Origin of the sequence: Shewanella sp. SP2S2-4 (assembly GCF_031932025.1) — a bacterium.
Lineage (GTDB): Bacteria > Pseudomonadota > Gammaproteobacteria > Enterobacterales > Shewanellaceae > Shewanella > Shewanella baltica.
In genome coordinates this window covers 1-25,568 of record NZ_JAUOER010000025.1, presented here as the reverse complement: position 1 = coordinate 25,568, position 25,568 = coordinate 1, and the positions used below count along the sequence as shown (strand labels likewise).

The window sequence follows — 25,568 nt, the reverse complement described above, 5'->3', positions numbered from 1 at the left end:
GCAAGGGCAGATAAATGGCAATGGATCTTCGTAAAATCAAAAAACTCATTGAGTTAGTGCAAGAATCTGACATAGCAGAACTGGCGATCACTGAAGGTGAAGAATCGATTCGCATCACTCGCTACAGCCCTATGCCAGCCAATGTGCAGTCATCACAAACACTACCTACAGCACGCGTGGCACCTTTAAATACACAGGCAAAGCAAACCGCCGTTTCGCCAAGTATGGAAGGTTTTGTGCAAGTCTCACCTATGGTTGGCACTTTCTACACGGCAGCAGAACTTGATGATGCGCCGCTGGTTAAAGTCGGCCAAAAGGTGAGCCAAGGTGAAGTTGTCTGCATTATCGAAGCGATGAGAATGATGAATCCCATCCAAGCCGAGCGCGATGGCGTGGTCAGCGCTATTTGGGCCAAAGACGGCGATGAAGTGGCATTCGATCAGCCGCTATTTACCTTAATCTAACCGCTCGCCTTATCATGAATTGAAGCGCACTTGAGTTTAAGCTGCGGTTTTCAAGCAAAGGCGGCATTAACCGAGGTCACTATGATATTAATTACCGGCGCCAGCAGTGGTTTAGGCGCGGCGCTAGCATCGCTCTACGCCAAAGAAAATGAACCGCTAACACTCACAGGCCGCCATGCCGAGCGCCTACAAACCGTCGCCAATGCATTAACGCCCTTCTCCAACAAGCCTATCGCCGCGATCACCGCCGATCTCGCCAGTGAATCGAGTCTCGAAGCCCTGTTCGATGGCCTGACGCAAGCCCCTAAAACCGTGATCCACTGTGCGGGCAGCGGCTACTTTGGGGCGATTGAAACCCAAACTGCCAGCGATATCCACAGCCTGCTCAATAACAATGTCACCTCAACGATTTTGTTAGTGCGCGAGCTAGTGAAACGCTATAAAGATCAAGCGGTCACTGTGGTTGTAGTCATGTCCACCGCAGCACTGGCCGCCAAAGCGGGAGAGTCCACTTACTGCGCGGCAAAATGGGCGGTACGAGGATTTATCGAGTCGGTGCGATTAGAGCTTAAACAAAGCCCAATGAAGTTGATTGCCGTGTATCCCGGCGGCATGGATACAGGCTTTTGGCCAAGTAGCGGTAAAGCATTAGATACCTCAAGTTTTATGTCCGCCGATGAAGCCGCAGGTATGCTCAAACAAGCATTAATCGCCACCCAGCACGGTTATATCGCCGATATCACCATACAAAGAGCCTAGCCCTCACGGAAAATGAGGTTGGCGGATTGCGCACAAAACAGGTTCGAGACGCAGGATAGCAGCACCTCGAACCTGAGTGATCCGCTTGCTAGTCAGCGCAATTGGCTGTGTTTAAGCTCACCGCGCGGCGACTCTCCCTGTGGGTCAGCCACCACATCACAAGTCCTCCTAATGACAACAAAGACGCCGCATAACCTGTCGCGGCAATCCCTTGTCCAGACAGGATCACTAAACTGCCCACCCAAGGACCAATCGCATTGGCGAGATTAAAGGCACATTGCACTAACGCACCTGTCATGGCCTGCCCATCGGGCGCCACATCCATCAATCTGGCTTGCACAATAGTGGCAAGCCCTAATCCACAACCGACAAAGAATACTACGGGCATCAGCGCCCAATAATGTCCGGTCAAACTCGGGTAAATCGCTAATACCAGAGTGCTTAACACTAACGACCAAAACGCCGCAGCTAAGGCCGACTTATCCGCCGCCCAGCCGCAAACTAAGGTGCCCAATGTTGCGCCAATACCAAATACCGCCATCATGATCGGGATCTTAAACGGCTCGACTTGCGTCACTTGGATTAAGGTTTCAGCCAGATAGGTATACACGCAAAAGATACCGCCAAAGCCAATCGCCGCAATGCCAAGCGTCAACCAGACTTCACGATTCTTCAGGGTTTGTAGCTCTTTCCTTGGACTCGCATCAGCGGCCACGGCCTGATCAGGCGCTAAAAAATACACCATCACAGCGGTAATAGTCGCCAAAATCGCCACTATGCCAATGCCCGAGCGCCAGCCCACGATTTGCCCCATCCAAGTCGCAAACGGCACACCGATAATCGTCGCCAGTGTAAGGCCAATAATCACCCGCGATACGGCGCGAGCCTTCATTTCTGGCGGCACTAAAGAGGCCGCGAGCAACATAGCCACACCAAAATAGGCACCGTGGGGCAAGCCGCTGAGAAAACGGAAAAAGATTAGCCAATTCAATGATGGCGCTAACGCACTTAAGCCATTGGCCACCGCCATTAAGGCAGCTAGAGCAATCAATAGTGTGCGCCGCCTGACCCTAACCGCCAGCACCATGATAATCGGCGAACCGACCACAACCCCTAGCGCATAGGCGCTAATGGCATAACTTACATGAGCAACCTCTACCCCTAAATCGCTGGCGATATAGGGCACTAGAGTCATGGAAGCAAATTCTGTGGTACCTAAGGCAAACGTCCCGAGCGCTAAGGCGAGCAATACCCATAGTGTACTGGCGCCCTTATGCTGATTTTGGACAGCCTGATTTCTAACAGTATTCAAACCTCTTCTCCGCTATGCTATAAAACGACAACTAGCTGATAACCAACTAATAAAAAGATAATAAAAGATGATAAATAAATTGGAGCCCACTAAGGGGCTCCAATTTCTCAGTCATTTACCTAATGTAAATCTATCTGACTAACTGTTCTTGATAGGTTTGACTGTTCCAGTCGTAGGCGTAAAGCGTGCCTTGCCACTCGTAAAGTGTACGACCATCCTGCTGCACAACCCTAGCATTACTCGGCAAGCTAGACACACTGTGCGCCGCCCGTGGACGGGGAGTCGCAGCTGTTTTGCCTGTGACGTTACTAGTTTGCGACACCAGCTGCCCAGTCGATTGTCCGGCCATATTTACAGGCATACTCGATACCATACGGCCTTCACTCGCAGAATATTGCATGCTGGTTGTGACCCGTACAGGCGCAGAAATAGCCACTGGTTCATCGTCGTAGCGCATAGGAATCGACAGGCCTATGCCCGAATAGGGCGAGTTCCAGTAATTTCGAGTATAAACGTCACGCGAAGTATTCCAGCCCCAATCATTGTTCCATTGGCTGTTCACACCGTAACCGACATTCCAGCCAGAACCCCAACCTGTTGCGAGCCCTAAACCCAGTCCTAAACCCCAAGGGTAATAAGGTCGGTAGTAGGGACGATAGTGGCGATTATCGTTGCGCACATGGCGGTTATCGTAATGGTTGTCATGACGATTGTTGTAATGACTTTCTCCACGGCTGTGGCTATCACTATGACCTTGGCGCTCGCCTTGCTCCGAATGGTCCCGATTTCCGGCAACCGCCGCAGTCGACATACTGAGCGCGCCCAAGAGCGATATCCCCACCGCCAGCGACAAAACCAAGCACTTTAGCGGCCGCTTATGCACGCCATGTGATTGACTTTGAACACACTTTCCTTGAGTAAACTTTATTGGGATATTCATATAAACCTCGAAATAAAGGGCGTAAGCGAGATCAATCGTGACTTACTGGCGTCCATTTTACGCTTCCTAAGCTTGAAGATCACTGAATTGGTTAACCCTAAAACAGAAAAATGCTATAGTGCGCGCCACACGGATTTTCATTGCAGAGGCTATTTCCACATGAGTTTTAAGGATTTACGCAGCTTTATTGATCATCTGGAAGCCAATGGCGAACTCAAACGCATTAGCTACCCAGTTGATCCTCATTTAGAAATGACAGAGATCGCCGATCGCGTATTACGCGCTAAGGGCCCTGCGCTATTATTTGAAAATCCCAAAGATCATCACATGCCCGTGTTGGTAAACCTGTTCGGTACGCCAAAACGTGTGGCCATGGCGCTCGGGAAAGACGATCCCTTAGCGTTGCGCGAAGTGGGTGAACTGTTAGCCTTTTTAAAAGAACCCGAACCACCACGGGGCTTTAAAGACGCGATCGCTAAGATCCCTATGTTCAAGCAAGCCTTGAATATGCCGCCAAAAACAGTGCGCAATCCCCCTTGCCAACAAGTGATCAAAACCGGCGATGAAGTCGATTTGACCCAATTACCTATTCAGCATTGCTGGCCGGGCGATGTCGCACCACTGGTGACATGGGGCTTAACCATCACCAAAGGCCCGCGCAAGAGTCGCCAGAATTTAGGTATTTATCGCCAACAATTACTGGGTAAAAACAAGCTGATCATGCGTTGGTTATCCCACCGTGGCGGCGCGTTAGATTTTGCTGATTTTAAACAACAATTCCCCGGTGAGCGTTATCCTGTTGTGGTCGCACTCGGCGCCGATCCTGTGACCATTTTAGGTGCCGTCACCCCAGTCCCCGATTCCATGAGCGAATACGCTTTTGCCGGTTTACTGCGCGGTGAACGTACCGAAGTCTGCAAGGCATTAAGCTGCGACTTAGAAGTGCCCGCCACCAGTGAAATCATCCTCGAAGGTTATATCGATCCTGAAGAACTGGCGGAAGAAGGCCCCTACGGCGATCATACGGGTTACTACAACGAAACCGATAAGTTTCCAGTATTTACCGTTACCCACATCACTCACCGTAAAGATGCAATCTACCACAGCACTTACACTGGCCGTCCACCGGATGAGCCTGCCATGCTGGGGGTTGCATTAAACGAAGTGTTTGTGCCGATTTTGCGTAAGCAATATCCTGAGATCGTTGATTTTTATCTGCCACCAGAGGGTTGTTCGTACCGCATGGCAGTGATCTCAATTCGCAAACAATATCCGGGACATGCCAAACGAGTGATGATGGGCGCTTGGTCTTTCCTGCGCCAATTTATGTACACTAAGTTTATTGTCATAGTGGATGAAGATGTGAACTGCCGTGACTGGCAAGATGTGATCTGGGCGATCACCACCCGTATGGACCCTAAACGCGATACTGTGATGATCGAAAACACCCCGATCGACTACCTCGATTTTGCCTCACCCGTCGCGGGCTTAGGCTCAAAAATGGGACTCGATGCCACCAATAAGTGGGAAGGCGAAACCAACCGCGAATGGGGCACGCCAATCGTGATGGATCCAAAAGTAAAACAAAAGATCGACTCAATCTGGGATGAGTTAGGCATAGACGACAGCCCAACCCTATAATTCAGCTTAAGCCGTTACTCAAGTATCGGCTTAAGCCAAGAGAATAGGCCAATAACAGGCCGCTAAAGCGACACCTAGACACATACTGTTGAAGAAAGGTGCAAAGGAAGTTTGATGAAAACCATACGTTGTAAGATAGAGAAAGTTAGCCCGTTTAACGATGCCGTATATCAAGTATTGTTAAGGCCAGAAACCGCCTTCGATTTCCAAGCGGGGCAATACTTATGTGTTGTCATGGGTGAAAAAGATAAACGTCCCTTCTCTATCGCATCAGCGCCAAACGCCGAGCTGATCGAATTACACATTGGCGCCGCTGTAAGTGAAAGCTACCCAATGCAAGTGGTCGAGCGCCTGAAAGCCTGCGCCATTGATGGCAGCACTATCGATATCGAAGCCCCAGGCGGCGAAGCCCACCTGCGTCACGAAAGCCAACGCCCTCGCCTCTTAATCGCCGGCGGCACAGGTTTCTCTTACATTAAAAGTATCATCGAGCACCAAATCGCCCTCGGCCAACAGGTTGAAACTATGCTGTATTGGGGTTGTCGCACCCAAGATGCCATGTATTTTGAAACCATCGCCCGCGAGTGGCACGACGCTCACCCTTGGTTACACTTCGTCCCAGTTATCGAAGAAGCCCCAGCCAATTGGCAAGGTAAAACCGCCAATCTGTTAGCGCAAATCAAACAAGATTTTGTCAGCCTAAATGGCTACGACATCTACATCGCCGGCCGTTTCGATATGGTGGGTGCAGCACGGGAAATCTTCCGTGAGATTGGTGTAGAAGAAGCACATCTCTACGGTGATGCGTTCGCGTTTATCAAATAACGCGATAATTTGTATGCTTGGCTGGCTAACCTTTGCCAGCATAGGCTTAAATAATAACCCCCAGTTTTTACTGGGGTTTTGTTTTATACGTCACGCCGTATTTCACTTTTTGTGGATACATCCACTCAGTAAATTTGCTTATCCAAAGATAATTTGCTGCTTAAGCAAAAGATTAAAGTCGTGGGTCTTCAACCCACACCCGACCAAGGAGGACTGCTCGTCCTATCCTCCTTGGATTCTCCAAGACGCCCCTAGCGAAGTTACATGCATTAGTGACTGGCTTCGTGCTTATTCGAAAATAGTTAACGCTTCCGATGGGGCGCCCCTTCCCCCCGAAAGCGACGCAGACGTCCTGTCTGCGTCACGCTATTTTCTTCAACGCCCTTCAGCAACTTCGCAGGGGAAGGTGAACTTCTGTGATATCGGTGTCGACTGTTTATCCCAAAAGAGTTTTTTCCTGTCCTATCTTTTTACTTTCGCAGGGAAATTGGCGTAATCTTTAGCATAAAATGTATGCCTGTCCGCTCTTTCTTTTTCACAAAAAACCATAGTAACCAGTCACAATGTACCAACAAAAATATGGCTTATCAGTCTTTTCCCATGGGTATCTCATTTTCTTGATAGTCACTAACTTTCACTATTGTGGAATTATCCCATAATGAGTCAATAGCTGACGCAACATGGGATTCAAGTACAAATGAAACAGACTAAGACGCCACACAAACTCGTTAAATGCTTAGCCTTAACGGGATTATTCACCCTATCTGCCTGTGCAAACGACGAACTTGCAGATACTTTACTCACCAATACCCACGTCTATGGCCATGATCAAGCGACTAGTTTAGCCATTAAGGATGGCAAAATTGTCTACATTGGGAATAGCATTAACGCCATGGATCACGTGAGCAATCAAACCAAAGTCATCGATTTAAAAGGTCATTACTTATTACCTGGTTTCATTGATAACCATAATCATGTGTTTGAAGCCGCGAGTGAAATAGGTAGCGACTGTTTACTGGATGATGACACTAATCTCAACGGCTATATCCGCACATTAACCTCCTGTAAAAATCAGTTGGAAACGGGAGAGTGGTTACTCGGCTATGGCCATCAACTCAGTGTAGTAATGCAAGAGAATGGCCCCACTCCTTTGGCAATATTAGACAAAATCTTCCCCGATAATCCTGTCGTTATTATGGAGCAAACATCCCATTCTATGTGGGTCAACTCCCTCGCATTAGCCAAAGCTAAGATAAGCGCTCATACAGCCGATCCGCAAGGCGGCAAGATCCTCAAAGATGAAGAGAGCGGTAAACTTCTCGGTATTTTATTCGATAATGCTGGCGATCTTGTGATGGAACAAGCATGGAAATCACAACCCAATCTACAACAAGCCAATTATCAAGGTTTATTAAATGGTCTGGCAGCTGCTGCCGAGCACGGGATAACGACTATCGGTGATGGACGACTCTATTGGAAACGTGACTGGTTAGAAACATGGCTAGCCGTCGAAAGTCATGATGAATTAACCGCCAGAGTCAGTCTACGCCCTTGGATTTATCCTGCCGATGAACCCCAAGCACAGCTTGATTTCTTTAAAAAAATTCATTCTGATGATAAACAACGTCTGCTGCTCATCAATCAGGTCAAAATCTACAGTGATGGTATCATCATAAACGGTACTGCCAGTACATTAGCCCCCTATGATTGGAGCTACACCCCCGAACTTCCTAGGGGACTCGAGTATGTTCCTGCCAGTAAAATGGCGTGGTGGCTTACTGAACTCAACAAAATTGGATACGGGGCACATATTCATGCAATAGGTGATGCAGGGGTACGCAACACCTTAGATGCCATTGAAACTTTACGATCTCAGGGAGCTACTCGCCCTTATGCCATGACGCATTTAGAAATGGTATCTCCCCAAGATATCAAGCGCTTTGCCTCACTCAAAGTCGATGCCGATTTCCAATTGGGTAGCGATTACATTGCCGCGCAGGATCATGAGTGGGCGATCCCTTTTATCGGTAAGCAACGAGCTAATGCTTTATTACCTATTAACCCTATTTTCAAGACTGGCGCGAATGTAACTTTAAGTAGTGACTGGAATGTGAATGATATCAATCCACTCGTTGGTATTGCTAACGCAGTCTATCTGCAAAATGCAGGCATCGCTGATATTCACAGTGCTATTGCAGCCTATACAATAAATCCCGCTAACGCCTTGGGCATAAGTGACATTACTGGTTCTATCGTGCTAGGGAAATCTGCCGATTTTGTTGTATTAGAGCGAGACATTACCCAAGCTACAGCAAAACAAATTGCTGACACTCAAATTTTAATGACGTGGTTAGAGGGGGAGCTAGTGTTCGATCTCAATGATCAATAGCAATCCCGTATCAATCTAATTATTTGCTGAGTTGCTCTTTTATTAACGTCAGCAAAGAAGACCCTAAGGTGCTGGCCTCAAACCCATGATGCCAGCGCATTTCGAGCCGCCGCTTCATAGGCGCAAATTCACTACTCAATTGGACAACTTTTAATCTTCCACTGTCGATTTCTGTCTGCGCTAAAGATAACGGCAAAAAACTATATCCATCCCCTTCGGCAAGTAAGGACTTTAACAAAGCAAGATCGGGGATTTGGCAATAATGGCCACTAAATCCGACTTCGAGATCATCACTTTCAGTCTGCCCTCCTGCCCAAATATATTCACGATAGGGCGCTAATTGTGCGGGGTCGATTACCTGCTGTGAAGCTAATGCATGCTGTCCAGATATCAACATTACCTCTTGATATTCGCCAAGGCGGCAGTAACCCGATTGAGATTGATGTAATTCAACCGTTTCATGTAACAGTAAAAGGTCGATATCATTGGATAAAAAAGCGCTGTGTAAAGCATCGAAAGTATCCACTTTTAAGACAAAATCCAGCGTTGGAAACTGCATTAAATAGCGCTGAATCGTCGAACGTAAGACTTCTAAAGGAATATAATTTTCAACCCCCAACACTAACCGACCTTTACCAAGCTCAGCATAATGGGTCGCCGATTGAGTAAATTGTTCCCATTGGGCCAAGGCTAAAATAGCCTTAGGTAGTAAATGCTCACCTCCCGCAGTGAGTGCCACTTGATTTGCACTACGCTCAAATAAATCCACACCGATGTCGACTTCTAGATCGGCAATCCACTGACTCACTTGCGGCTGACGTTTGCCCAGAGCGCGAGCGGCGGCTGAAACTGAGCCTAGTTGAGTCGTCAATACAAATGCTTTAACTCGTTGAATATTCAAATGTGCTCTACTATTTTATAAGCGCGTTGTGCACTTGACTTTAATACCCGTCAGACGGAATCACAATGTTAACTTACCTATGCAAGACACTTTGTTAAAAATCAGATGTGAAGCCCCACGACTTAGATTTAGATTTTGATTTAAAAAGTTAAAAGCTAAAATAATGCCCAAAACTCAAACGAAGTTTAAACACCCAGCCCTGCGGCGCCTGAGCCCCCCCTTACACTTGTGGTCTATGTAGATCGAAACGTAACGCTTCGGTGATCCCATAATAGGCCGATGGGCCGCCGGCACGTAATACGGGTTCGGCGAGGGCGGTTTGATAAATCCCCTCGGCATTGAGTAAATGCTTGGCAATATGCACGGCCACCACTTCACCTAACACCAACCAAGTATCGATCTTGTCGCCATTAGCGGCGGTTAACTGGATACATTGGGACAATTTGCATTCGAAGTTTACTGGGCTTTCAGCCACTAAATCGGCCTTAACAATGGTGCCAGCTTTAGCCGTGAGTCCGGCAAAGCTAAACTCATCTTGACCGCGTGGCAGCATGGCGGAGGTTTGATTCATTTTCTCGGCAAGGCTTCGAGTGGTGAGGTTCCACACAAACTCCCCTGTTTCGACGATATTGGCGACACTGTCTTTCCAACCTGTGCTGGCAAAGCCGATGATGGGCGGTTTGTAGTTGAAACAATTAAAAAAGCTGTAAGGGGCGAGATTGCGTTGCCCCTCGGCATTGCGTGATGAAATCCAGCCGATCGGTCGAGGACCCACAATTGCATTTAAAGGATCGTGTGCAAGACCATGGCCTTTGCTCGGTTCGTAAAAATAGCGGTTATCAGCGGTCATACTTGATCCTTTTGTTATTGCCACATTGTTATTGCCACAACCGTGACTTGAGCGATTCACACAGCCATCACTGGCACACTTTTATGGTCGCTATCTTACCTAAGTTCCGCGGCCGTCGCCAAAACTCTGCGGCATAAGTTAAGCGAGAGCTAGGATAAAATAAGGCTGCAAATTTTAGATCCAACACACTCTTCTGCTAAAGTGATGCTGATCAGTGGGCTAAATGGCTAACTCTGCTAGGTGGCAAATAAAGGAGTCGTGAATGGACGCGATAAAAAGAATATGGAAAAGGTTGTTATTGGCCACAGTGCTGTTGGCGACGGGTTGTGCCAGTGTAGCGCAAATCGATTTCAATGCTCTGTTTGGCACTAGCTCACCGCAAAAGCGCGTCGAGAATGCACAGCTTAACAACCAATTTGTTCAACAGGCCGAATTTGTGCACAAAGAAGTTGAACCAATCCTCAATAGCCGCTGCGTGGTGTGCCATGCCTGCTACGATGCTCCCTGCCAGCTCAAAATGACCTCAAGCGAAGGCATAGAACGCGGAGCGAGTAAGGAAAAAGTCTATCAAGGCACACGTTTAGTCGCCGCCACGCCCAATCGCTTATTTGTCGATGCCTTTACCCCAGAAGCTTGGCGTCAACGCGGCTTTTACCCCATGTTAAACGAGCGCAATCAAACTCCAGAAGCCAATACCCAAGCCTCAGTATTGGCCAGAATGCTCACGCTTAAGCAAATGCATCCCCTGCCCGAAGACAAGATTTTAGATAAGCGTTTTGATTTCAGCCTCGACAGAGTTCAGCAATGCGCCAACCTAGAGGAAATGGACAAATACGAGCAAAGCCAACCGTTTGCGGGCATGCCCTATGGCTTGCCAGCGCTGAATGCGAATGAACATCAAGTGTTGATGCACTGGCTCGAACAAGGTGCGCCGTTGCCGTTCGCGCCATCGCTAGCCCCTGAATTTATAACGGAAATCACCCATTGGGAGCAATTTTTAAACGGCGACAGTTTAAAAAGCCAATTAAGCGCACGCTACATCTACGAGCATTTGTTTGCCTTTCACTTATATTTTGAATCTTTAAATCAGCCGAACGCCCAGCCTTTATTTTTCGAGTTAATCCGTTCGAGGACGCCGCCGGGGCAAGCGCTGGATATTATCGCCTCCCGCCGCCCCTTCGACGATCCTAAGGTGGAACGTGTCTATTACCGTTTTCGACCTTATCGAGCGACCATAGTCGATAAAACCCACATCCCCTATGCCTTAAATTCCGGCTTGCTGCACGACTGGCAGCAATGGTTTATCGATGCGGATTACTCAGTGACTCAGCTGCCGAGCTACCAGCCGAGCATTGCGGCCAATCCCTTCGAAGCCTTTATTCAAATTCCTGCCGGTGCGCGCTATCGCTTTATGCTGAACCGCGCCCAAGACACCATTATGGGCTTTATCAAAGGCCCAGTGTGCCGTGGTCAGGTGGCGCTCAATGTGATTAACGACAGATTCTGGGTGTACTTTGTTACCCCAGATTATATGGACGACGCGGATTTTAGGACCTTCTACCATTCCCAGATTGAAAACCTACGAATGCCTGCGGAGGAAGAAAGCACTGCACTCGCCGTAACTTGGGTGAAATATGCCGCCAAGCAAGGCCAGTACATGCGGGCGCGTAATCAGTTCTTGAACGAGAAGTTTAAAAACGGCCAACACCTCACCATAGACGGGCTCTGGGATGGCGACGACAACAATGATAATGCTAGCCTGACAGTGTTTCGCCACTTCGATAATGCCACTGTGGTCAAAGGTTTAGTCGGTGAGCCGCCCAAAACCGCTTGGATTATCGATTACGCCTTATTGGAGCGTATCCACTATTTACTGGTCGCAGGTTTCGATGTGTATGGTAACTACGGCCACCAGCTATTAACTCGCTTATACATGGATTTTTTACGCATGGAGGGGGAATCAAATTTCCTAACTTTGTTACCGCAGGAGGAAAGGCGCAAACAATTTAGTGATTGGTATCAAGGGGCTGGCACTCAGCTCACGGCGTTTATCGCGGGGGATATCAACACCTTTAATCAGCCCACGGGCGTGCTCTACTATAGCGATGACCTCAAGGGCGAACTGTATCAAAAACTCGGGCAGAAAGTCGCTAAGGTACAGCCGAATCGATATCAAATAGAAAACAGCAACTTGCAAGCCAACAGCAAGGCGCTGTTGCAGGCATTAGGTCGATTAAAAGGCACCCAAGCGACCCTGTTACCTGAGCTGACGATGATCATGGTCGAGCCCGAAAAAGCAGGTAAAGCTGAGGTCTTTACCTTAGTTCGCAATAGTGCCCATCGTAATATTTCGAGCCTGTTTAATGAGGCCAGTAACCGCAAACCCGCAAAGGATGATGTCACCTTAGTGCATGGTTTATTGGGCAGTTACCCAGAAGCCTTCTGGCTGGTGAAAGAACAGGACTTACCTAAAATCGTCGCGGCGGTAGAGCAAATGCAAACCGAAAAAGACTATGAGGCACTGCTCGATGTTGCGGCTGTACGCCGTAGCGATCCTACCTTTTGGGCCTTTAGTGACAAACTCAATCAGATATTTTTCGACAATCACCCGATAGAAAGCGGTTGGCTGGATTACAACCGCCTGCAAAATCGTTAATAAAAAGGGGAACGCTAGCGTTCCCCTTGCTTTCAAATCCACCCAGTAAACTTACCAGATCTTAACGCGATCTTCTGGGGCTAAATACAGCTTGTCGCCAGGCTTAACATCGAATGCGCTGTACCAAGCATCTAAGTTACGCACTGTCAGCGCGCGGTACATGCCAGGGGCATGGCCATCGGTAGCGACGCGAGCCCGCAGCGCTTCATCACGCATCTTAGTGGCCCAGGTTTGCGCAAAGCCGATAAAGAAGCGTTGATCGCCCGTAAAGCCTTCAATCACTGGGGCTTCTTTACCGTTAAGCGAGGCATGGTACGCATCGAGTGCCGCGGCTAAACCCGCCACGTCGGCAATGTTTTCACCTAAGGTCAGCTTGCCATTCACGTGTAAATCTGGGAATGGTGCATAGGTATCAAACTGCTGAGCTAAGGCATCGCCTTGCTTAGCAAACTGGGCAAAGTCAGCTGGCGTCCACCAGTTACGCATAGCGCCTGTCGAGTCGAATGCCGCACCATTGTTATCAAAGCTATGGCTGATTTCATGGCCAATCACAGCGCCAATCGCACCATAGTTATAGGCGGCATCGGCCTTAGCATCGAAGAATGGTGGCTGTAAAATACCCGCAGGGAAGTTAAGCGCATTTTGCACGGGCAGGTTCACCGCATTCACCACTTGCGGCGTCATCCACCACTCGCCTTTATCCATTGGTTTGCCAATCTTGGCGAGTTGATGGCTGTACTCTACTTTTTCACCATTGATGGCATTCGCGTAGGCATTAGTCGCCGTTACAGCATAGCTGTCGTAATTGCGCCATTTGTCGGGATAACCCACGCCCACCGCCATAGTCGCCACTTTTGCTAGGGCTTCTTTCTTAGTGGAAGGGTCCATCCAATCGAGTTTTTCCACTCGCTGACCAAAAGCCGCCACTATGTTATCCACCATAGTGCTGACTTCAGCCTTGGCCGAAGCAGGGAAATATTGCTCGGCATAGGCATGGCCTACGGCATCACCTAGGTATTGATCGAGTGCCGCTAAGGCACGTTTATCGCGGCTACGCTGCTCTGGCGTCCCAGAAAGTTTAGTGCCATTAAAGGCAAACGAAGCGTTGTCTATAGTCGATGGCAACACATCGGCGTGGCTGTTGATCTGGTGGAACACGAGCCAATCTTTCCAAGCTTCTAAAGGCTCAGAGGCCACTAGCGCAGAAAGTCCTGTAATTGCCGTCGCATGGTAGGCTGCAAATTTGGGCTGATTGCCCAGTTGCGCCGCCGCGAGGAAAGCAGTCCAGTCGATACCCGGTGCTTTAGCATCAAAGTCAGCACGGCTCCACACGCCCGAAGACTTAGCGAAATCTTCGCTATCTTCACGGCTAGCGTGGGCGGCAGCGATCTTGCTCTCAAGGGCGAAAATACGATCGGCACGGGCAGCGGCATCGCTCACGCCCGCATCTTTGAGCAAGGTTTCAATATAAGCACGGTAAGCGCTGCGAATGTCGGCCATTTTAGGATCGGCAGACAGGTAATATTCGCGCTCAGGTAAACCTAAACCGCCCTGCAAAAAGTAAGGCAAAACTTCGCCTGGCGTGGCTAAACCTTGGGTGACGAAGACCCCAAACAGGTTTTCGGTATGGAAATCGGTCGCGTTGAGAGGGTCAACATCGGCGCGCAGGTTTTCACCTAATGCTGCGGATAAATCTTGCTTGCTCGCAATGGCCTCATAACGGGCGATATCCGCCTCAGCAGGTTTCATTCCTGCGGCATCAATGGCGGCAGTATCTGTGTAAGCCTTGTAGAAATCGGCGATACGCGCTTCGTCGCTACCCGCCGTATGCTGCGCTTTTACCAGTTCGGCAATCAAACTGGTTTTATGCTTTTCAGTTTCTTCAAAGGCAACAAGGAAAGCGCCAGTGCTGGAGCGATCGGCAGGGATCATTGTCGTTTTCATCCACTCGCCATTGGCGTAGGTATAAAAATCATCCCCAGGTTTTACCGTTGGCGTCATCGCCGCGACATTAATACCTACTGGCATTTGAGCGGCTACGTCTTGGCTCTTAGGTGCGCTTTCGCTGGTTTTAACTGTGTTTTCTGTGGTGTTATCACTGCAAGCAGTGAGCCCCGTCAGTACTGAAGTAGACAGTAACAGCACGGGAATAAGACGGTCCGACATGAATGACTCCTCTTTCTTTTATTATTGTATTTATCCTAAGTTTGGCAGTGTAACTGGCTCTGAATGAAGAAGTAAAACAAAGCCACTTTTTATGATAAAAAGTTAATGCAAACATTTTGAGCCAGTCTACTGAGGCAGCCTGAACTTTGTATTCTGCGGCGCATTTCTTTAAAATTGCCGCCAACTACTTATTGTTTATTGATCCCAAGGCAATTCAAATGAAACTCACCAGCTTAACTCAACCTATTTATGACCACTTATATCGTGATATCAGTGAGTTTCGTAGCACCTTCGACTTGCCCGTTAATGATGTTGATTCCTTAGATGACAAGGCCGACACCTTACATACCTCATTGATTATTGAAGAGTTAACAGAATTAGCAGAAGCCGATAGCCATATCGAGCAAGCCGATGCCATCGTTGATTCTGTGTATGTGTTAATGGGGCGTTTAGTGCATTTAGGCGCACAAGCCATGACCGACAGACTCGAAATCAGCTACCTGATTGACTTGTTGCTATGCGTCGCTAAAAACCGTGAAATCGACTTTATTGGCTGCTGGGACGAAGTCCATTCAAGCAATATGAGTAAAGTGTGCCGCAACGAGCAAGAACTGGCTGAGACAGTTGCCTTTTATGCCAAACAAGGTGTTGAAATTGTTGGTAGTCAACAAGGCGACTTCATCATAGCCAAATGTGCTAAAGATGTGGAAATGGCAGGTAAAGTGGTTCGTCAAGGCAAGGTACTAAAATCGGTATACTACCGCCCAGCGGATCTGACTAAGCTGGTTAAAGCCTAGATTTTATAGCTTTGTTTAAGAGCCTGTTATTCGCAGGCTCTTATTTCGCCAAGGCAATTATCCAGCAGTAATGACTTTTCAGCGTGTGTTTTAACGAGGCAATCCGTATGAATCCAGCAAAAGTCGTGCGTGCCGAGGTGAAGCAATTAACTGATTTGCCGAATATTGGCAAAGCTTGTGCGGCGGATTTACGTTTGCTCGGTATAGATAAACCTGAGCAACTGCTGGGGCAAAATCCCTACAATTTGTATCGAACTCTATGTGACAAAACGGGCCAGCGACACGACCCGTGCATGATCGATGTGTTTATCTCCATCACCCGTTTTATGGCGGGCGAAGATGCTAAACCTTGGTGGTTTTACACCGATGAGCGCAAAAATACCTTAGGGCAGACTAAACCTTAGCTTTTAGCTTCCCGCCTGTTTATCACTTTGTATAATTTCAGGTTCTTCCCTTAACCATTCCCGCCAAATTGCCACCAGCAAGGCCATCAATACTGGGCCGACAAACAAACCGACAAAACCCATGGTTTTCACGCCGCCGATCAATCCGAAAAAAGTCGGTAAGAAAGGCAATTTAATCGGCCCGCCGACAAGATTAGGTCGCAGGGTTTTATCGACAATAAACAGCTCTATACTGCCCCAAAGGAACAAGCCGACGCCCGCCGTCATATCGCCAGTGCCGACAAGATAGAGTGAAATCAAGGTAAACATGGTTGGCGCGCCGCCGGGAACCAAGGCCATAAAGGCGGTTAACACCCCAAAAGCAACGGCCGATGGCACACCCGCAATCCAATAGGCAATCCCCAGCACTATGCCCTCACCAATCGCGATAAGCGTCATACCTATCACGGTAGAACTGACTGTTGCAGGCACCACACGGGAAAAACTATGCCAGCGAGCAGGCAGCACTCGCTCACCCACGATATCCAACTGTTTAGCCACTTGCGGACCATCTTTATACAGGAAAAACAAAGTGATCAGCATAAAAAGTAAGGTCAATAACAACCCTAAAGTATTCCAACCCAATTGCAGCACCCAACGGGAAATGCCACTCAAATTCTGGCCACTAATGGCACTGATAATTTGGCCTAATTCATGGGGTTCACCAATAAACTGCTGCCATTGCAGGGTTAACCATTCACCCATCCAAGGTAAATCTTTGATCCACAAGGGCACGGGCGAACCGTGTTGGTTAGTAAACACCAACCAATCAACCCAAGTCCTAATCTCTTGTAACGCATAGGAAAATACAAACACCAGCGGGATAATCAGCCCGAGCACAATACAACATAGGGCAATGGTTGCCGCCAACGCCGAGCGACCACCGCATTTTGCCAATAGTTTTTGATAAAGAGGCCAACTTGAAAAACACACAATCAATGCAGCTAAGGCGGGCACTAAAAAATCGATAAAAAAGAATACGCCAGCACACAAGAGCAAAACCAACAAACTACGACCAATAGCGGCATTACTGAAAATCGGCGTCATAGTGGTACGGCTCCCAAAAACTTAGATGATTAAACAATAGGCTATACGCCACATTGAGCGCGCAAATACACTCTTATAAACGCTAAGCAGACTAACTCAGATTGGTCGATAAATCATCTAATTAGCATGTGATTTCATGGTTATAAATCTATTCTAAGAAACTTTTTTGTAATTTTGGAGTATGCCAAACGCATCAGCGAATACTTGAGGATCATCTACAACGAGGTTGACCATACTTAACGGCTCAGGCAATTGTCCCATGCCACCATAATAAGTTTGGGGCAGCTTAAAAATCAGCTGCACATTCGCGGTATCACCCCGTCCTATCGTCAAGATTTCTGGTGCATTGATTGCAGTTGAATCACCTACCGATTTCCCCCCCATTTGCTGTGGTTGTACATGAGTCAAAAATGTTCCCAATTTCAGTTCACTTATCTGGGTTAAATCAATCGCCATAAAACCCCAGATACCATTATTGATAATGAGCTTACCTTCCCTTTGATACAGGGAGTAATAACGACTGATTCGGTAATTGGCTGCGATTAATACCACTGAATATAAGATCAAACCAGAAACGAATACGGCAGCAATTTGACTCACATCATCGAGTAGTATGTAACTCAGTGTGGAGGCCGCGATTAAACACATTATGATGACCAAAGCATGCCAAGGTTGGGCACTCAGTAACTTAAGCGGTGTGATCGATGCTGGGTGGCGACGGGAAAAATAAGGGATAGCGTAATACCAACTCGCGGGTTCGGTAGCGAGTATTAAACCTAAGGTCAGCTTCTCATCGTCAGGCATTTGATTCTTTGGCATATCAGTGTTTGATGCGCCCTCAATATTAAGCGTTCTAAGTTCATTTACCCCATTACCCAGCTCTTGCTCCACAGTGGCAGCATATTGAGCAATGATCGCTAATCTTGGATCGCCTGAAGCCTTCCTCGCCTGCCACAATCCCTTAATAATACTCACCATCAAGTACAATTCGATGAGCAACAATATCGCAATAATAGGGAAACGCAGCCAAGCGATAAACTCGAAATACTCTGCAATTTGAGGAGGGTAGCTGAGGCGAGCCATTAGGCTGCTCAAACTGAGAATGACTAATATTTTCCAGCTTTTTTGCGCACCAATTTTGATAATCCAATACCAATAAAGCAGAGGTAACAACACAAAATATAGTGCACTGACGACAGCCAAAGACAACTGCTCACTTGTTTGCGTTAACTGTTCTGGCAGTAAATTAAACCCAAGCCAATACACAATAATCATCAAAATGAGAAAATAAATTCGATATTTAGCTGGGCGTCTTAGTCGAATTTTTAGCATTTAACATCCTTGTCAGTTGATCTAGCCAAGCCTATGCGATAGTAAAAACCCAAAAAAGTAGCTTGGCTTATCAATAACATGATGGATAAAACCATGAATACAATGCTGGCTTAAAAACGCTCAAACTGATCATTAGACCATCAAACCTAACGCCAATTGCCTCGTCAGCTCTGCGGCGGGAATAGCCTGACAGCCGGTTGCATTTTGGCCGCACCAAAGTGGGCTAAAATCGCCGAACCCTTGTTGCTCGGCGGCGCTTCGCAATCCTGCGACGGCACTGGAGGCGAGCGGAAAATCCGGTACTGCGTTATTGATAGGTCCAAGTTCAGCCATAAAACGATTCACTATGCCGCGTGCGGGGCGACCAGAAAATAAGTTAGTCAGAGCCGTATGGTGCGCCGCCTCGCTTTGCAGTGCGGCGCGATGGATCTCACTGGTGGTGCATTCAGGGCAAAGTAAATAAGCCGTCCCAACTTGCACCGCCGAAGCGCCCATCGCCATGGCGGCACGCACGGTTTTTGCATCGACTATGCCACCCGCTGCGATAACGGGCACATCAACGGCAGCAATGATTTGCGGCAATAAACTAAAAGTGCCGAGCTGCTCAGTCAAATCATCGGATAAGAAATGTCCTCTATGGCCGCCAGCTTCTAAGCCCTGCGCAATAATAGCATCTACACCACGCGCTTCTAACCAGAGCGCCTCTTCCACTGTGGTCGCCGTCGAGATGATCTTAGATCCCCAAGATTTTATCTCCAGCAACAAGTCTTCATTGGGTAAACCAAAGTGAAAACTCACAACCTCAGGTTTGAATTTTGCTAACACTTCAGCCTGAGCACTCGTGTAGGGCGCGCGTTGTGCTCCCGCAGTTTGGGTATCAGGATGGATACCCAGCTCAGCAAAATAAGGCACGAGTTGCTTGAGCCACATGGCTTGTTTCGCCGCTTGCGGTTCGGGCTCGTGATGACAAAAGAAGTTTACATTGATGGGCTTAGTCGTTTGGGCGCGGATCTGTGTCAATGCGGCATCTAAGGCTTCAAGGGATAACATGGCGCAGGGCAAAGATCCCAACGCACCGGCTTGCGACACGGCTATCGTTAAAGCACTGCCCTGAACACCCGCCATAGGCGCTTGAATAATCGGCAATTCGATTCCAAATAATCGGGTTAACTGGCACGGCATACATCACCTCCTTTGACTGGTTATCACTTGACGATCAATCCTGATATGGCCCTGCGGCTAAACGTTGGGAGATCCACCACAGATTGCCCACGGGATCACGCACTCCGCCTTGGCGATCGCCATAGGGTTTATCCGCCACTTCCATGATTAACTCGCCCGCAGCAGCGAGCGCCTGAGCCACTGACTTATCGGCATCTTCCACATACAAATAGTAGGATGCTGGCATTGGCGGAAACGCTTCACTCGCCTCGCTTAACATAAATAGGCAGTCGCCGATTTGCATCTGCGCATTGGCTATTTTGCCATCCAATCGATGGGAAATATGTAGCGCTTTAGCATCAAAGGCTTTTTGCATAAAGGCCACTAAACTATCGGCATTGTTGATAATCATATACGGGCTAACCCGTGCAAATCCTGGCGGAATAAACATAACGACTCCTTGTTACAAGCATGATGTTGACAATAGAAAGCCACTATAAGCCAATGACTATAGACTAAGCACTATGGCGAAAACTAGCCCGCTGCAATTAAGCCTTCAACGTGAAATGTAAACTTAAGCATTCAGTGAACTAGCCAAAGCGTAAAGCCTGCAGATGCATTGCCCCATGGAGTTTAAGTCATCTTGTATCTTTGCGACCAAACCATAACAGTACTGCTTTACGCTTGTTATTAAACAATAAATTAGCTTTATCTAACTATGATTAAGCAACTACGGATCCTTGTTCTATGCTTAGTTCACTGTTCACTTACCATGATGAGCCTATGCACTTGACTGCATTCTTCGCCCGTTTCCTCAGGATTTGCCTCCTCTTAATCCTTAGCAGTTTCGTTTTTGCAGTGCAGGCAGCTTGGTATCCCGCCGATGTCATTGCCGACGGTCAAAAGACCCTCTACACGCCACTCGCTAAGGCCAATCAAGCATGGCGGATCTGTGCCTTACTTCCCCACGGTAAAGATCAATATTGGTGGGGCGTCGCCTTTGGATTATCACAAGAAGCCGAGCGCCAAGGCGTAACGCTTGGCATTTATGATGCTGGTGGATATGACAAGATTGAGCAGCAAAGACAGCAACTCCATGATTGTTATGCACTCAAGGCTCAAGCTTATATTATTGCCGCCAATACCGCTGACGGACTGATTGCGGATATTGAACAACTCAGCGCTGCGGGCATTCCGGTTATCGATTTAGTCAATGGTATCGCGACCGACAAACTCACGAGTCGCTCCTTAGTCAGCTTTGAAGATATGTCCGTTGCGGCGACAGAATATATTGCGGCGCAGCAGCGAGAAGCTATCAATCAGGAGTCACCTAAGCTTAAGGTGGCGTGGTTTCCTGGGCCTAAGGGTGCATCTTGGGTGATGGCGGCGGAACAAGGATTTAGACGGGCGGCAGCTAAACAAGAGTTCGACACAATTGAAGGCGGTTACGGTACGACTGAGTTATTCGTTCAAGCGGATTTGGTGCGAAAAGTACTTGCAAAACAAAGCGTAGATTATGTAATTGCCAATGCGGTGGCGGCCACGTTCGCGGCGCGCTTTCTAGATGGACGCCGGAATCAAACCGGCAAAGTCATCGCATTTTACTCTAATGCGCAAACCATAGAATTAGTACAGAAAAAGCAGCTACTCGCGACAGTCAGCGACTCACCGGTATTGCAGGCTCGAATTGCTATCGATCTGGCGGTGCGCGCACTCGAAGGTGCGCCCTATCCCCACAGAGTGAGCCCTGTTATCAAGGTCATCTCCCAAGACAACATCCACCAAATCGATTTAGAACAAATATTAGCGCCGGAAAATCAATGGATGATCCATCAGGATCTCCCCAGCTTAAACAATGCTCGTTAAATCAAATAGTCCGCACCCAGCCCAACAAATAAGGCCAGTCCTGCCCAGTTATTATTGAGGAAGGCTTTAAAACAAGGGGCTCGTTCGCGATCAAAAATCAGCATTTGTTGGTAAGTACTAAAACCGACAAAAGTCAGAATGCCTAAACCATAAAGCAAACCACGATCGGCGCTCCAACCTGCGGCGATAAAACAAGCCAAGGCGGCAAGCTGAAATAACCCTATGATTTGGCGATCATATTTACCGAACAAAATCGCAGTAGATTTAATACCCACTTTGAGATCATCGTCCCTATCGACCATGGCATACATAGTGTCGTAGGCGACAGTCCAACACCAATTGGCGGCAAATAACCACCAAGCCTCCATCGGCACTTCACCCGTTTGTGCGGCGTAAGCCATAGGGATAGACCAACTCCACACTATGCCTAAAAACATCTGCGGCATATTGGTGATACGTTTAGTGAAGGGGTAAATAATCGTGAGGATAATGCCAACAACGGATAGTTTAACGACTAATCCATTGAGTAATAAGACTAAACCAAAAGCGGATAAACCTAAAATGACGAACAGTATCAGCGCTTCTTTGGTGCTGATTTCGCCACTGGCTAGCGGGCGTGATCGAGTGCGTGCAACAAAAGAATCGAGATCGCGATCGGCATAGTCGTTAATAATGCAGCCACAGGCACGCATGATCACTACGCCAATAATGAAGATAACCAAGACCTTAAGATCCGGCATGCCACCCGCAGCTAACATTAGCGCCATCAAACATGGCCACAGCAATAATAGCGTACCTATGGGGCGGTCGATTCGAGTAAGACGGGAATACACATCCCACTTTTGCTTTAAATTCATTAACTAGGTACTCCCAATACCCTCAAGTTTCCACTCGTTTTCAGGCTTAGCATCATATACCCATGCTTCTCCCGATGCGAATTTACACCCTAAAAGCGTGTCACAAAAAGCTGACATTTATCGCGATGATGTCAGTCATCACAGCGCTTCTAAACGAGCGTAAGCCACTACTAACCACTTGCTGCCAAAGTCAGTAAAACTGACTTGCACGCGCCCTTGGGCACCGCTGCCCTCAAAGTTGGTCACCTTGCCTTCACCAAATTTAGGGTGATTGACTCGTTGGCCGACGTTAAAACCGGTATCGTTTGTGGCAGCCGACTTTTGAGTGCTAAAACGATTATTCGCCATTGGGGTTGAAACCTGCGCCTTGAGGCGGATTTCATCCACATATTGCGGTGGGATCTCTTTGATAAAACGCGATGGCCGAGCGTAATCTTCGCGGCCATAAATACGGCGTGATTCCGCATAGGTAATGTAGAGTTTTTCCATCGCGCGGGTCATGCCCACATAGCAGAGGCGGCGTTCTTCATCGAGTCTATCGCCCTCTTCGAGCGCCATTTTACTCGGGAAGATCCCTTCTTCGACACCCGCCATGAACACCATAGTGAACTCTAGCCCTTTGGCAGAATGCAGCGTCATTAGCTGCACCGCATCGGTAAAGGCATCGGCTTGACCTTCGCCTGCTTCGAGCGCCGCGTGGGAGAGGAAACCGTTAAGTTCGCCCATGTCCTCCAGCTCTTCTGGCATTTCGAAGGTACGTGCCGCCGTGACTAATTCTTCTAAGTTTTCGATTCTAGCGTGGGCTTTTTCGCCCTTTTCGGCTTCATACATGGCCTTAAGACCCGAAGCTTGGATCACAGTATCGGCCATGCGATACAGCACCATATCTTGGGTATCTTCACGCATCGTCATGATTAAGTCCATGAAACCACGCACAGAATTTGCTGCGCGGCCCGCGAGCACTTTCTCGTCGAGCAGACGTACACTCGCCTGCCACAGGGTTAACTCATGCTGGCGCGCAGTTGAGCGCAAAATATCCAAAGTGCGATCACCAATGCCACGGGGCGGTGTGTTAACCACACGCTCGAACGCCGCATCGTCGTCTTTGTTATTAATCAACCGCAGGTAACCCATGGCATCTTTAATTTCTTGGCGTTCGAAGAAGCGTAAACCGCCGTAGATTCGATAAGCTAAGCCTTTGTGTAATAAGGCTTCTTCCAATACCCGCGACTGAGCGTTAGAACGATATAAAATCGCACAATCGCTGAGGTTGCCGCCCTTTTCGTGCCAATCATTAATCCGGCCGACTATAAAGCGCGCCTCGTCCATTTCATTAAAGGCACAATAGAGCGAAATCGGATCGCCATCGGCTTCATCCGTCCACAACTCTTTGCCCATACGTTCTGGGTTATTGGCAATTAAGGCGTTGGAAGCTTTAAGAATATTACCCTTAGAGCGATAGTTTTGTTCGAGGCGAATCGTGGTCGCCGTCGGGAAATCTTTTAAGAATCTATGTAGGTTTTCAACCTGAGCACCGCGCCAGCCGTAAATCGATTGGTCGTCATCACCGACTATCATCACATTGGCAGTTTGACCGGCGAGCACACGGATCCACGCATATTGGATCGCGTTAGTATCTTGGAACTCGTCCACCAAAATATGCTTAAATCTATCCTGATAATGGGCCAACAAATGCGGCTTATTGAGCCATAACTCATGGGCACGTAACAGGATTTCGGCAAAATCGACTAAACCTGCGCGGTCACAGGACTCTTGGTAAACCTGATAGATTTTTAACAGATTCTGCTCAAGCGGAAAACCGCCCGCATCGATATGTTTAGGGCGTAATCCTTGGTCTTTTTTACCATTGATATAACCCTGAGCTTGGCGTGGAGGATATTGTTTCTCATCCAAATTTAAGCTTTTAAGAATACGTTTGATCAAACGCACTTGATCGTCAGAATCGAGGATTTGGAAGCTTTGCGGTAAACCCGCATCTTGGAAGTGAGTGCGTAACAAGCGATGCGCCAAGCCGTGGAACGTGCCAATCCACATGCGGCCCATATTGGTGCCAGCGACTTTTTCAACTCGCTCGCGCATCTCAGCCGCAGCTTTATTGGTAAATGTCACCGCAAGAATCGAGTAAGGGCTCTGCTGTTCAACCTGCATCAGCCACGCAATGCGGTGGGTCAACACCCGAGTTTTACCACTGCCCGCGCCCGCCAACACTAACATGCTAGATTGCGGTGCCGCGACAGCCTCGCGCTGCTTATCATTCAGGCCGTCTAGTAAAGAAGATACGTCCATTCTCGCCTCCAAAAAATCGAGGGGGCATTATAACAGAAGAAAACCCGCCTGCGCGTTTGATCCACAAGACAAGCTGCATAAGACGATAGCCATAAGATGAGTAGTATATTGCCGCACCTTGGTTTGTGCTTTATCTGCAAGATTGCCGCAGTGCCTAATCGAACTTAAGCAGAAATGAATGTCTTGGCTGGCGGAGCCTTTTCAAAATAAAGAAAATTAAGTAATTGATTAATAATTTATTCTCAACGATTAATCACTGTCATTTCAGTGACTCGCAGCAAGCACATCCCTGTGTGCTCGACCGTGACATCCATGTCACAGACGGTCACTTACATGCCAGTGCTTAATCTTGCCAACCCCTACAGTAATCTGGAAGTCTTCTGACTAGCATGTATTTTGTAAATTTAACAATGGGTGGCTCAGTAACTCGTTGTCTTTGAACAAGTTAGGCACGAACCAATAGCTTAGGCAAAATTTAACAATTGATGTTTCGTTAAACTCATAAACTTTGATAAACCCTAATTGCCATAAGAAAGAAGCGGGGGGACACAAATACTATGCTTCAAATCGATCTTCAATTTGTAGGAAGCTAACACTAATGCTGCATTCAAAGAGTTTTCTGCAGAATCCTTATCCACTTGCTTATTTCGATGAGCGAAACCATTTCGTGTATCTCTGGCTTTTTCTATCAATGGGATAACTGATGCATAATCATGATAGTTATCAGTGTTTTTTATTTTTTTAAGCATATCATCGAGTCTAGGGGAGTGGTTTGTTTCAGTCATTTTACCACTAGCTTCATTTAAGAAAATATCAAGAATTATATGTTCAATGACAAACCAAGAGAGAATTAAT

22 protein-coding genes are annotated in these 25,568 nt (G+C 47.8%); 10 read left to right on the top strand and 12 right to left on the bottom strand.

The features are described 5' to 3' along the window. Window positions 1–14: 14 nt before the first annotated feature. Together accB and Q4Q54_RS17345 are read left to right on the top strand one after the other, a co-directional pair. Window positions 15–464, top strand: coding sequence for an acetyl-CoA carboxylase biotin carboxyl carrier protein (gene accB, locus Q4Q54_RS17350; protein ID WP_311989100.1), 450 nt, complete (start codon window positions 15–17; stop codon window positions 462–464). An 81-nt stretch (window positions 465–545) separates the two neighbouring features. Next, window positions 546–1,223 carry an SDR family NAD(P)-dependent oxidoreductase gene (locus Q4Q54_RS17345; RefSeq protein WP_311989129.1) on the top strand — a complete coding sequence of 226 codons (678 nt, stop codon included), beginning with the start codon at window positions 546–548 and terminating at the stop codon, window positions 1,221–1,223. Between the two features lie 88 nt (window positions 1,224–1,311). On the opposite strand, the gene Q4Q54_RS17340 is transcribed toward Q4Q54_RS17345, so the two are convergent. Then, window positions 1,312–2,535, bottom strand: coding sequence for an MFS transporter (locus tag Q4Q54_RS17340; RefSeq protein WP_311989099.1), 1,224 nt, complete (start codon window positions 2,533–2,535; stop codon window positions 1,312–1,314). Between the two features lie 130 nt (window positions 2,536–2,665). Next, window positions 2,666–3,475 (bottom strand): hypothetical protein, encoded by an 810-nt coding sequence (locus Q4Q54_RS17335; protein ID WP_311989098.1) that lies wholly within the window; start codon window positions 3,473–3,475, stop codon window positions 2,666–2,668. Window positions 3,476–3,634: 159 nt separating this feature from the next. On the opposite strand from Q4Q54_RS17335, the gene ubiD reads away from it, so the two are divergent. From ubiD to Q4Q54_RS17320, 3 genes are all read left to right on the top strand, one after another. Further along, window positions 3,635–5,116, top strand: a complete 1,482-nt coding sequence (ubiD, locus tag Q4Q54_RS17330) for a 4-hydroxy-3-polyprenylbenzoate decarboxylase (protein WP_006079949.1) — start codon at window positions 3,635–3,637, stop codon at window positions 5,114–5,116. Window positions 5,117–5,230: 114 nt separating this feature from the next. Next, the gene (gene fre / locus Q4Q54_RS17325) at window positions 5,231–5,941 is read left to right on the top strand and encodes an NAD(P)H-flavin reductase (RefSeq protein WP_311989097.1); all 711 of its coding nucleotides are present in this window, start codon (window positions 5,231–5,233) and stop codon (window positions 5,939–5,941) included. A 697-nt stretch (window positions 5,942–6,638) separates the two neighbouring features. Beyond that, on the top strand, window positions 6,639–8,330 hold the full coding sequence (locus tag Q4Q54_RS17320) for an amidohydrolase (protein ID WP_311989096.1): 1,692 nt from the start codon (window positions 6,639–6,641) through the stop codon (window positions 8,328–8,330). A gap of 19 nt (window positions 8,331–8,349) precedes the next feature. On the opposite strand, the gene Q4Q54_RS17315 is transcribed toward Q4Q54_RS17320, so the two are convergent. Together Q4Q54_RS17315 and Q4Q54_RS17310 are read right to left on the bottom strand one after the other, a co-directional pair. Then, a complete protein-coding gene (locus Q4Q54_RS17315; RefSeq protein WP_006084283.1) occupies window positions 8,350–9,231 on the bottom strand; it encodes a LysR family transcriptional regulator in 882 nt (293 codons plus the stop codon). 220 nt (window positions 9,232–9,451) lie between these two features. Next, window positions 9,452–10,081, bottom strand: coding sequence for a flavin reductase family protein (locus tag Q4Q54_RS17310; RefSeq protein WP_259543525.1), 630 nt, complete (start codon window positions 10,079–10,081; stop codon window positions 9,452–9,454). Window positions 10,082–10,343: 262 nt separating this feature from the next. Here Q4Q54_RS17310 and Q4Q54_RS17305 point away from each other — a divergent pair, with 262 nt between their 5' ends. Then, window positions 10,344–12,737: a fatty acid cis/trans isomerase gene (locus tag Q4Q54_RS17305; protein WP_311989094.1), complete on the top strand. Its 2,394-nt coding sequence runs from the start codon at window positions 10,344–10,346 to the stop codon at window positions 12,735–12,737. A gap of 51 nt (window positions 12,738–12,788) precedes the next feature. Here the strand turns inward: Q4Q54_RS17305 and Q4Q54_RS17300 are convergent, their stop codons facing one another. Then, on the bottom strand, window positions 12,789–14,903 hold the full coding sequence (locus Q4Q54_RS17300) for a M13 family metallopeptidase (protein ID WP_311989093.1): 2,115 nt from the start codon (window positions 14,901–14,903) through the stop codon (window positions 12,789–12,791). Window positions 14,904–15,121: 218 nt separating this feature from the next. On the opposite strand from Q4Q54_RS17300, the gene Q4Q54_RS17295 reads away from it, so the two are divergent. Continuing rightward, window positions 15,122–15,700 (top strand): nucleoside triphosphate pyrophosphohydrolase family protein, encoded by a 579-nt coding sequence (locus Q4Q54_RS17295; RefSeq protein ID WP_311989092.1) that lies wholly within the window; start codon window positions 15,122–15,124, stop codon window positions 15,698–15,700. A 107-nt stretch (window positions 15,701–15,807) separates the two neighbouring features. Further along, entirely contained in the window at window positions 15,808–16,104 is a 297-nt protein-coding gene (locus Q4Q54_RS17290) for a helix-hairpin-helix domain-containing protein (protein ID WP_311989091.1), read from the top strand. Window positions 16,105–16,107: 3 nt separating this feature from the next. On the opposite strand, the gene Q4Q54_RS17285 is transcribed toward Q4Q54_RS17290, so the two are convergent. The 4 genes from Q4Q54_RS17285 to Q4Q54_RS17270 all read right to left on the bottom strand — a co-directional run bounded on the left by Q4Q54_RS17285 (window position 16,108) and on the right by Q4Q54_RS17270 (window position 20,134). Further along, window positions 16,108–17,190 carry an AI-2E family transporter gene (locus tag Q4Q54_RS17285; protein WP_311989090.1) on the bottom strand — a complete coding sequence of 361 codons (1,083 nt, stop codon included), beginning with the start codon at window positions 17,188–17,190 and terminating at the stop codon, window positions 16,108–16,110. Between the two features lie 153 nt (window positions 17,191–17,343). Continuing rightward, a complete protein-coding gene (locus Q4Q54_RS17280; protein WP_311989089.1) occupies window positions 17,344–18,522 on the bottom strand; it encodes a hypothetical protein in 1,179 nt (392 codons plus the stop codon). Window positions 18,523–18,654: 132 nt separating this feature from the next. Further along, window positions 18,655–19,704, bottom strand: a complete 1,050-nt coding sequence (locus tag Q4Q54_RS17275) for a nitronate monooxygenase (RefSeq protein WP_311989088.1) — start codon at window positions 19,702–19,704, stop codon at window positions 18,655–18,657. Window positions 19,705–19,738: 34 nt separating this feature from the next. Next, window positions 19,739–20,134: a VOC family protein gene (locus Q4Q54_RS17270; protein WP_006079934.1), complete on the bottom strand. Its 396-nt coding sequence runs from the start codon at window positions 20,132–20,134 to the stop codon at window positions 19,739–19,741. 296 nt (window positions 20,135–20,430) lie between these two features. Between Q4Q54_RS17270 and torT the strand changes: the two genes are divergently transcribed. Then, the gene (gene torT / locus Q4Q54_RS17265; protein ID WP_311989086.1) at window positions 20,431–21,549 is read left to right on the top strand and encodes a TMAO reductase system periplasmic protein TorT; all 1,119 of its coding nucleotides are present in this window, start codon (window positions 20,431–20,433) and stop codon (window positions 21,547–21,549) included. On the opposite strand, the gene ubiA is transcribed toward torT, so the two are convergent. Further along, window positions 21,546–22,406 carry a 4-hydroxybenzoate octaprenyltransferase gene (ubiA, locus tag Q4Q54_RS17260; RefSeq protein ID WP_311989085.1) on the bottom strand — a complete coding sequence of 287 codons (861 nt, stop codon included), beginning with the start codon at window positions 22,404–22,406 and terminating at the stop codon, window positions 21,546–21,548. The genes torT and ubiA overlap by 4 nt on opposite strands. Before the next feature lie 138 nt (window positions 22,407–22,544). After that, the gene (uvrD, locus tag Q4Q54_RS17255) at window positions 22,545–24,713 is read right to left on the bottom strand and encodes a DNA helicase II (RefSeq protein ID WP_006084318.1); all 2,169 of its coding nucleotides are present in this window, start codon (window positions 24,711–24,713) and stop codon (window positions 22,545–22,547) included. A gap of 224 nt (window positions 24,714–24,937) precedes the next feature. On the opposite strand from uvrD, the gene Q4Q54_RS17250 reads away from it, so the two are divergent. Further along, window positions 24,938–25,060, top strand: a complete 123-nt coding sequence (locus Q4Q54_RS17250; protein ID WP_311989084.1) for a hypothetical protein — start codon at window positions 24,938–24,940, stop codon at window positions 25,058–25,060. A gap of 171 nt (window positions 25,061–25,231) precedes the next feature. On the opposite strand, the gene Q4Q54_RS17245 is transcribed toward Q4Q54_RS17250, so the two are convergent. Then, window positions 25,232–25,568 (bottom strand): hypothetical protein (locus Q4Q54_RS17245; protein WP_311989083.1); only part of this gene is annotated, 337 nt, incomplete at its 5' end.

Excerpts from the sequence above, each read along its gene's own strand:
- accB (WP_311989100.1), top strand. The coding sequence starts at position 15 with ATGGCAATGGATCTTCGTAAAATCAAAAAACTCATTGAGTTAGTGCAA.
- Q4Q54_RS17345 (WP_311989129.1), top strand. The coding sequence starts at position 546 with ATGATATTAATTACCGGCGCCAGCAGTGGTTTAGGCGCGGCGCTAGCA.
- Q4Q54_RS17335 (WP_311989098.1), bottom strand. The coding sequence starts at position 3,475 with ATGAATATCCCAATAAAGTTTACTCAAGGAAAGTGTGTTCAAAGTCAA.
- ubiD (WP_006079949.1), top strand. The coding sequence starts at position 3,635 with ATGAGTTTTAAGGATTTACGCAGCTTTATTGATCATCTGGAAGCCAAT.
- fre (WP_311989097.1), top strand. The coding sequence starts at position 5,231 with ATGAAAACCATACGTTGTAAGATAGAGAAAGTTAGCCCGTTTAACGAT.
- Q4Q54_RS17320 (WP_311989096.1), top strand. The coding sequence starts at position 6,639 with ATGAAACAGACTAAGACGCCACACAAACTCGTTAAATGCTTAGCCTTA.
- Q4Q54_RS17310 (WP_259543525.1), bottom strand. The coding sequence starts at position 10,081 with ATGACCGCTGATAACCGCTATTTTTACGAACCGAGCAAAGGCCATGGT.
- Q4Q54_RS17305 (WP_311989094.1), top strand. The coding sequence starts at position 10,344 with ATGGACGCGATAAAAAGAATATGGAAAAGGTTGTTATTGGCCACAGTG.
- Q4Q54_RS17300 (WP_311989093.1), bottom strand. The coding sequence starts at position 14,903 with ATGTCGGACCGTCTTATTCCCGTGCTGTTACTGTCTACTTCAGTACTG.
- Q4Q54_RS17295 (WP_311989092.1), top strand. The coding sequence starts at position 15,122 with ATGAAACTCACCAGCTTAACTCAACCTATTTATGACCACTTATATCGT.
- Q4Q54_RS17290 (WP_311989091.1), top strand. The coding sequence starts at position 15,808 with ATGAATCCAGCAAAAGTCGTGCGTGCCGAGGTGAAGCAATTAACTGAT.
- Q4Q54_RS17285 (WP_311989090.1), bottom strand. The coding sequence starts at position 17,190 with ATGACGCCGATTTTCAGTAATGCCGCTATTGGTCGTAGTTTGTTGGTT.
- Q4Q54_RS17280 (WP_311989089.1), bottom strand. The coding sequence starts at position 18,522 with ATGCTAAAAATTCGACTAAGACGCCCAGCTAAATATCGAATTTATTTT.
- Q4Q54_RS17275 (WP_311989088.1), bottom strand. The coding sequence starts at position 19,704 with ATGCCGTGCCAGTTAACCCGATTATTTGGAATCGAATTGCCGATTATT.
- Q4Q54_RS17270 (WP_006079934.1), bottom strand. The coding sequence starts at position 20,134 with ATGTTTATTCCGCCAGGATTTGCACGGGTTAGCCCGTATATGATTATC.
- torT (WP_311989086.1), top strand. The coding sequence starts at position 20,431 with ATGCTTAGTTCACTGTTCACTTACCATGATGAGCCTATGCACTTGACT.
- ubiA (WP_311989085.1), bottom strand. The coding sequence starts at position 22,406 with ATGAATTTAAAGCAAAAGTGGGATGTGTATTCCCGTCTTACTCGAATC.
- uvrD (WP_006084318.1), bottom strand. The coding sequence starts at position 24,713 with ATGGACGTATCTTCTTTACTAGACGGCCTGAATGATAAGCAGCGCGAG.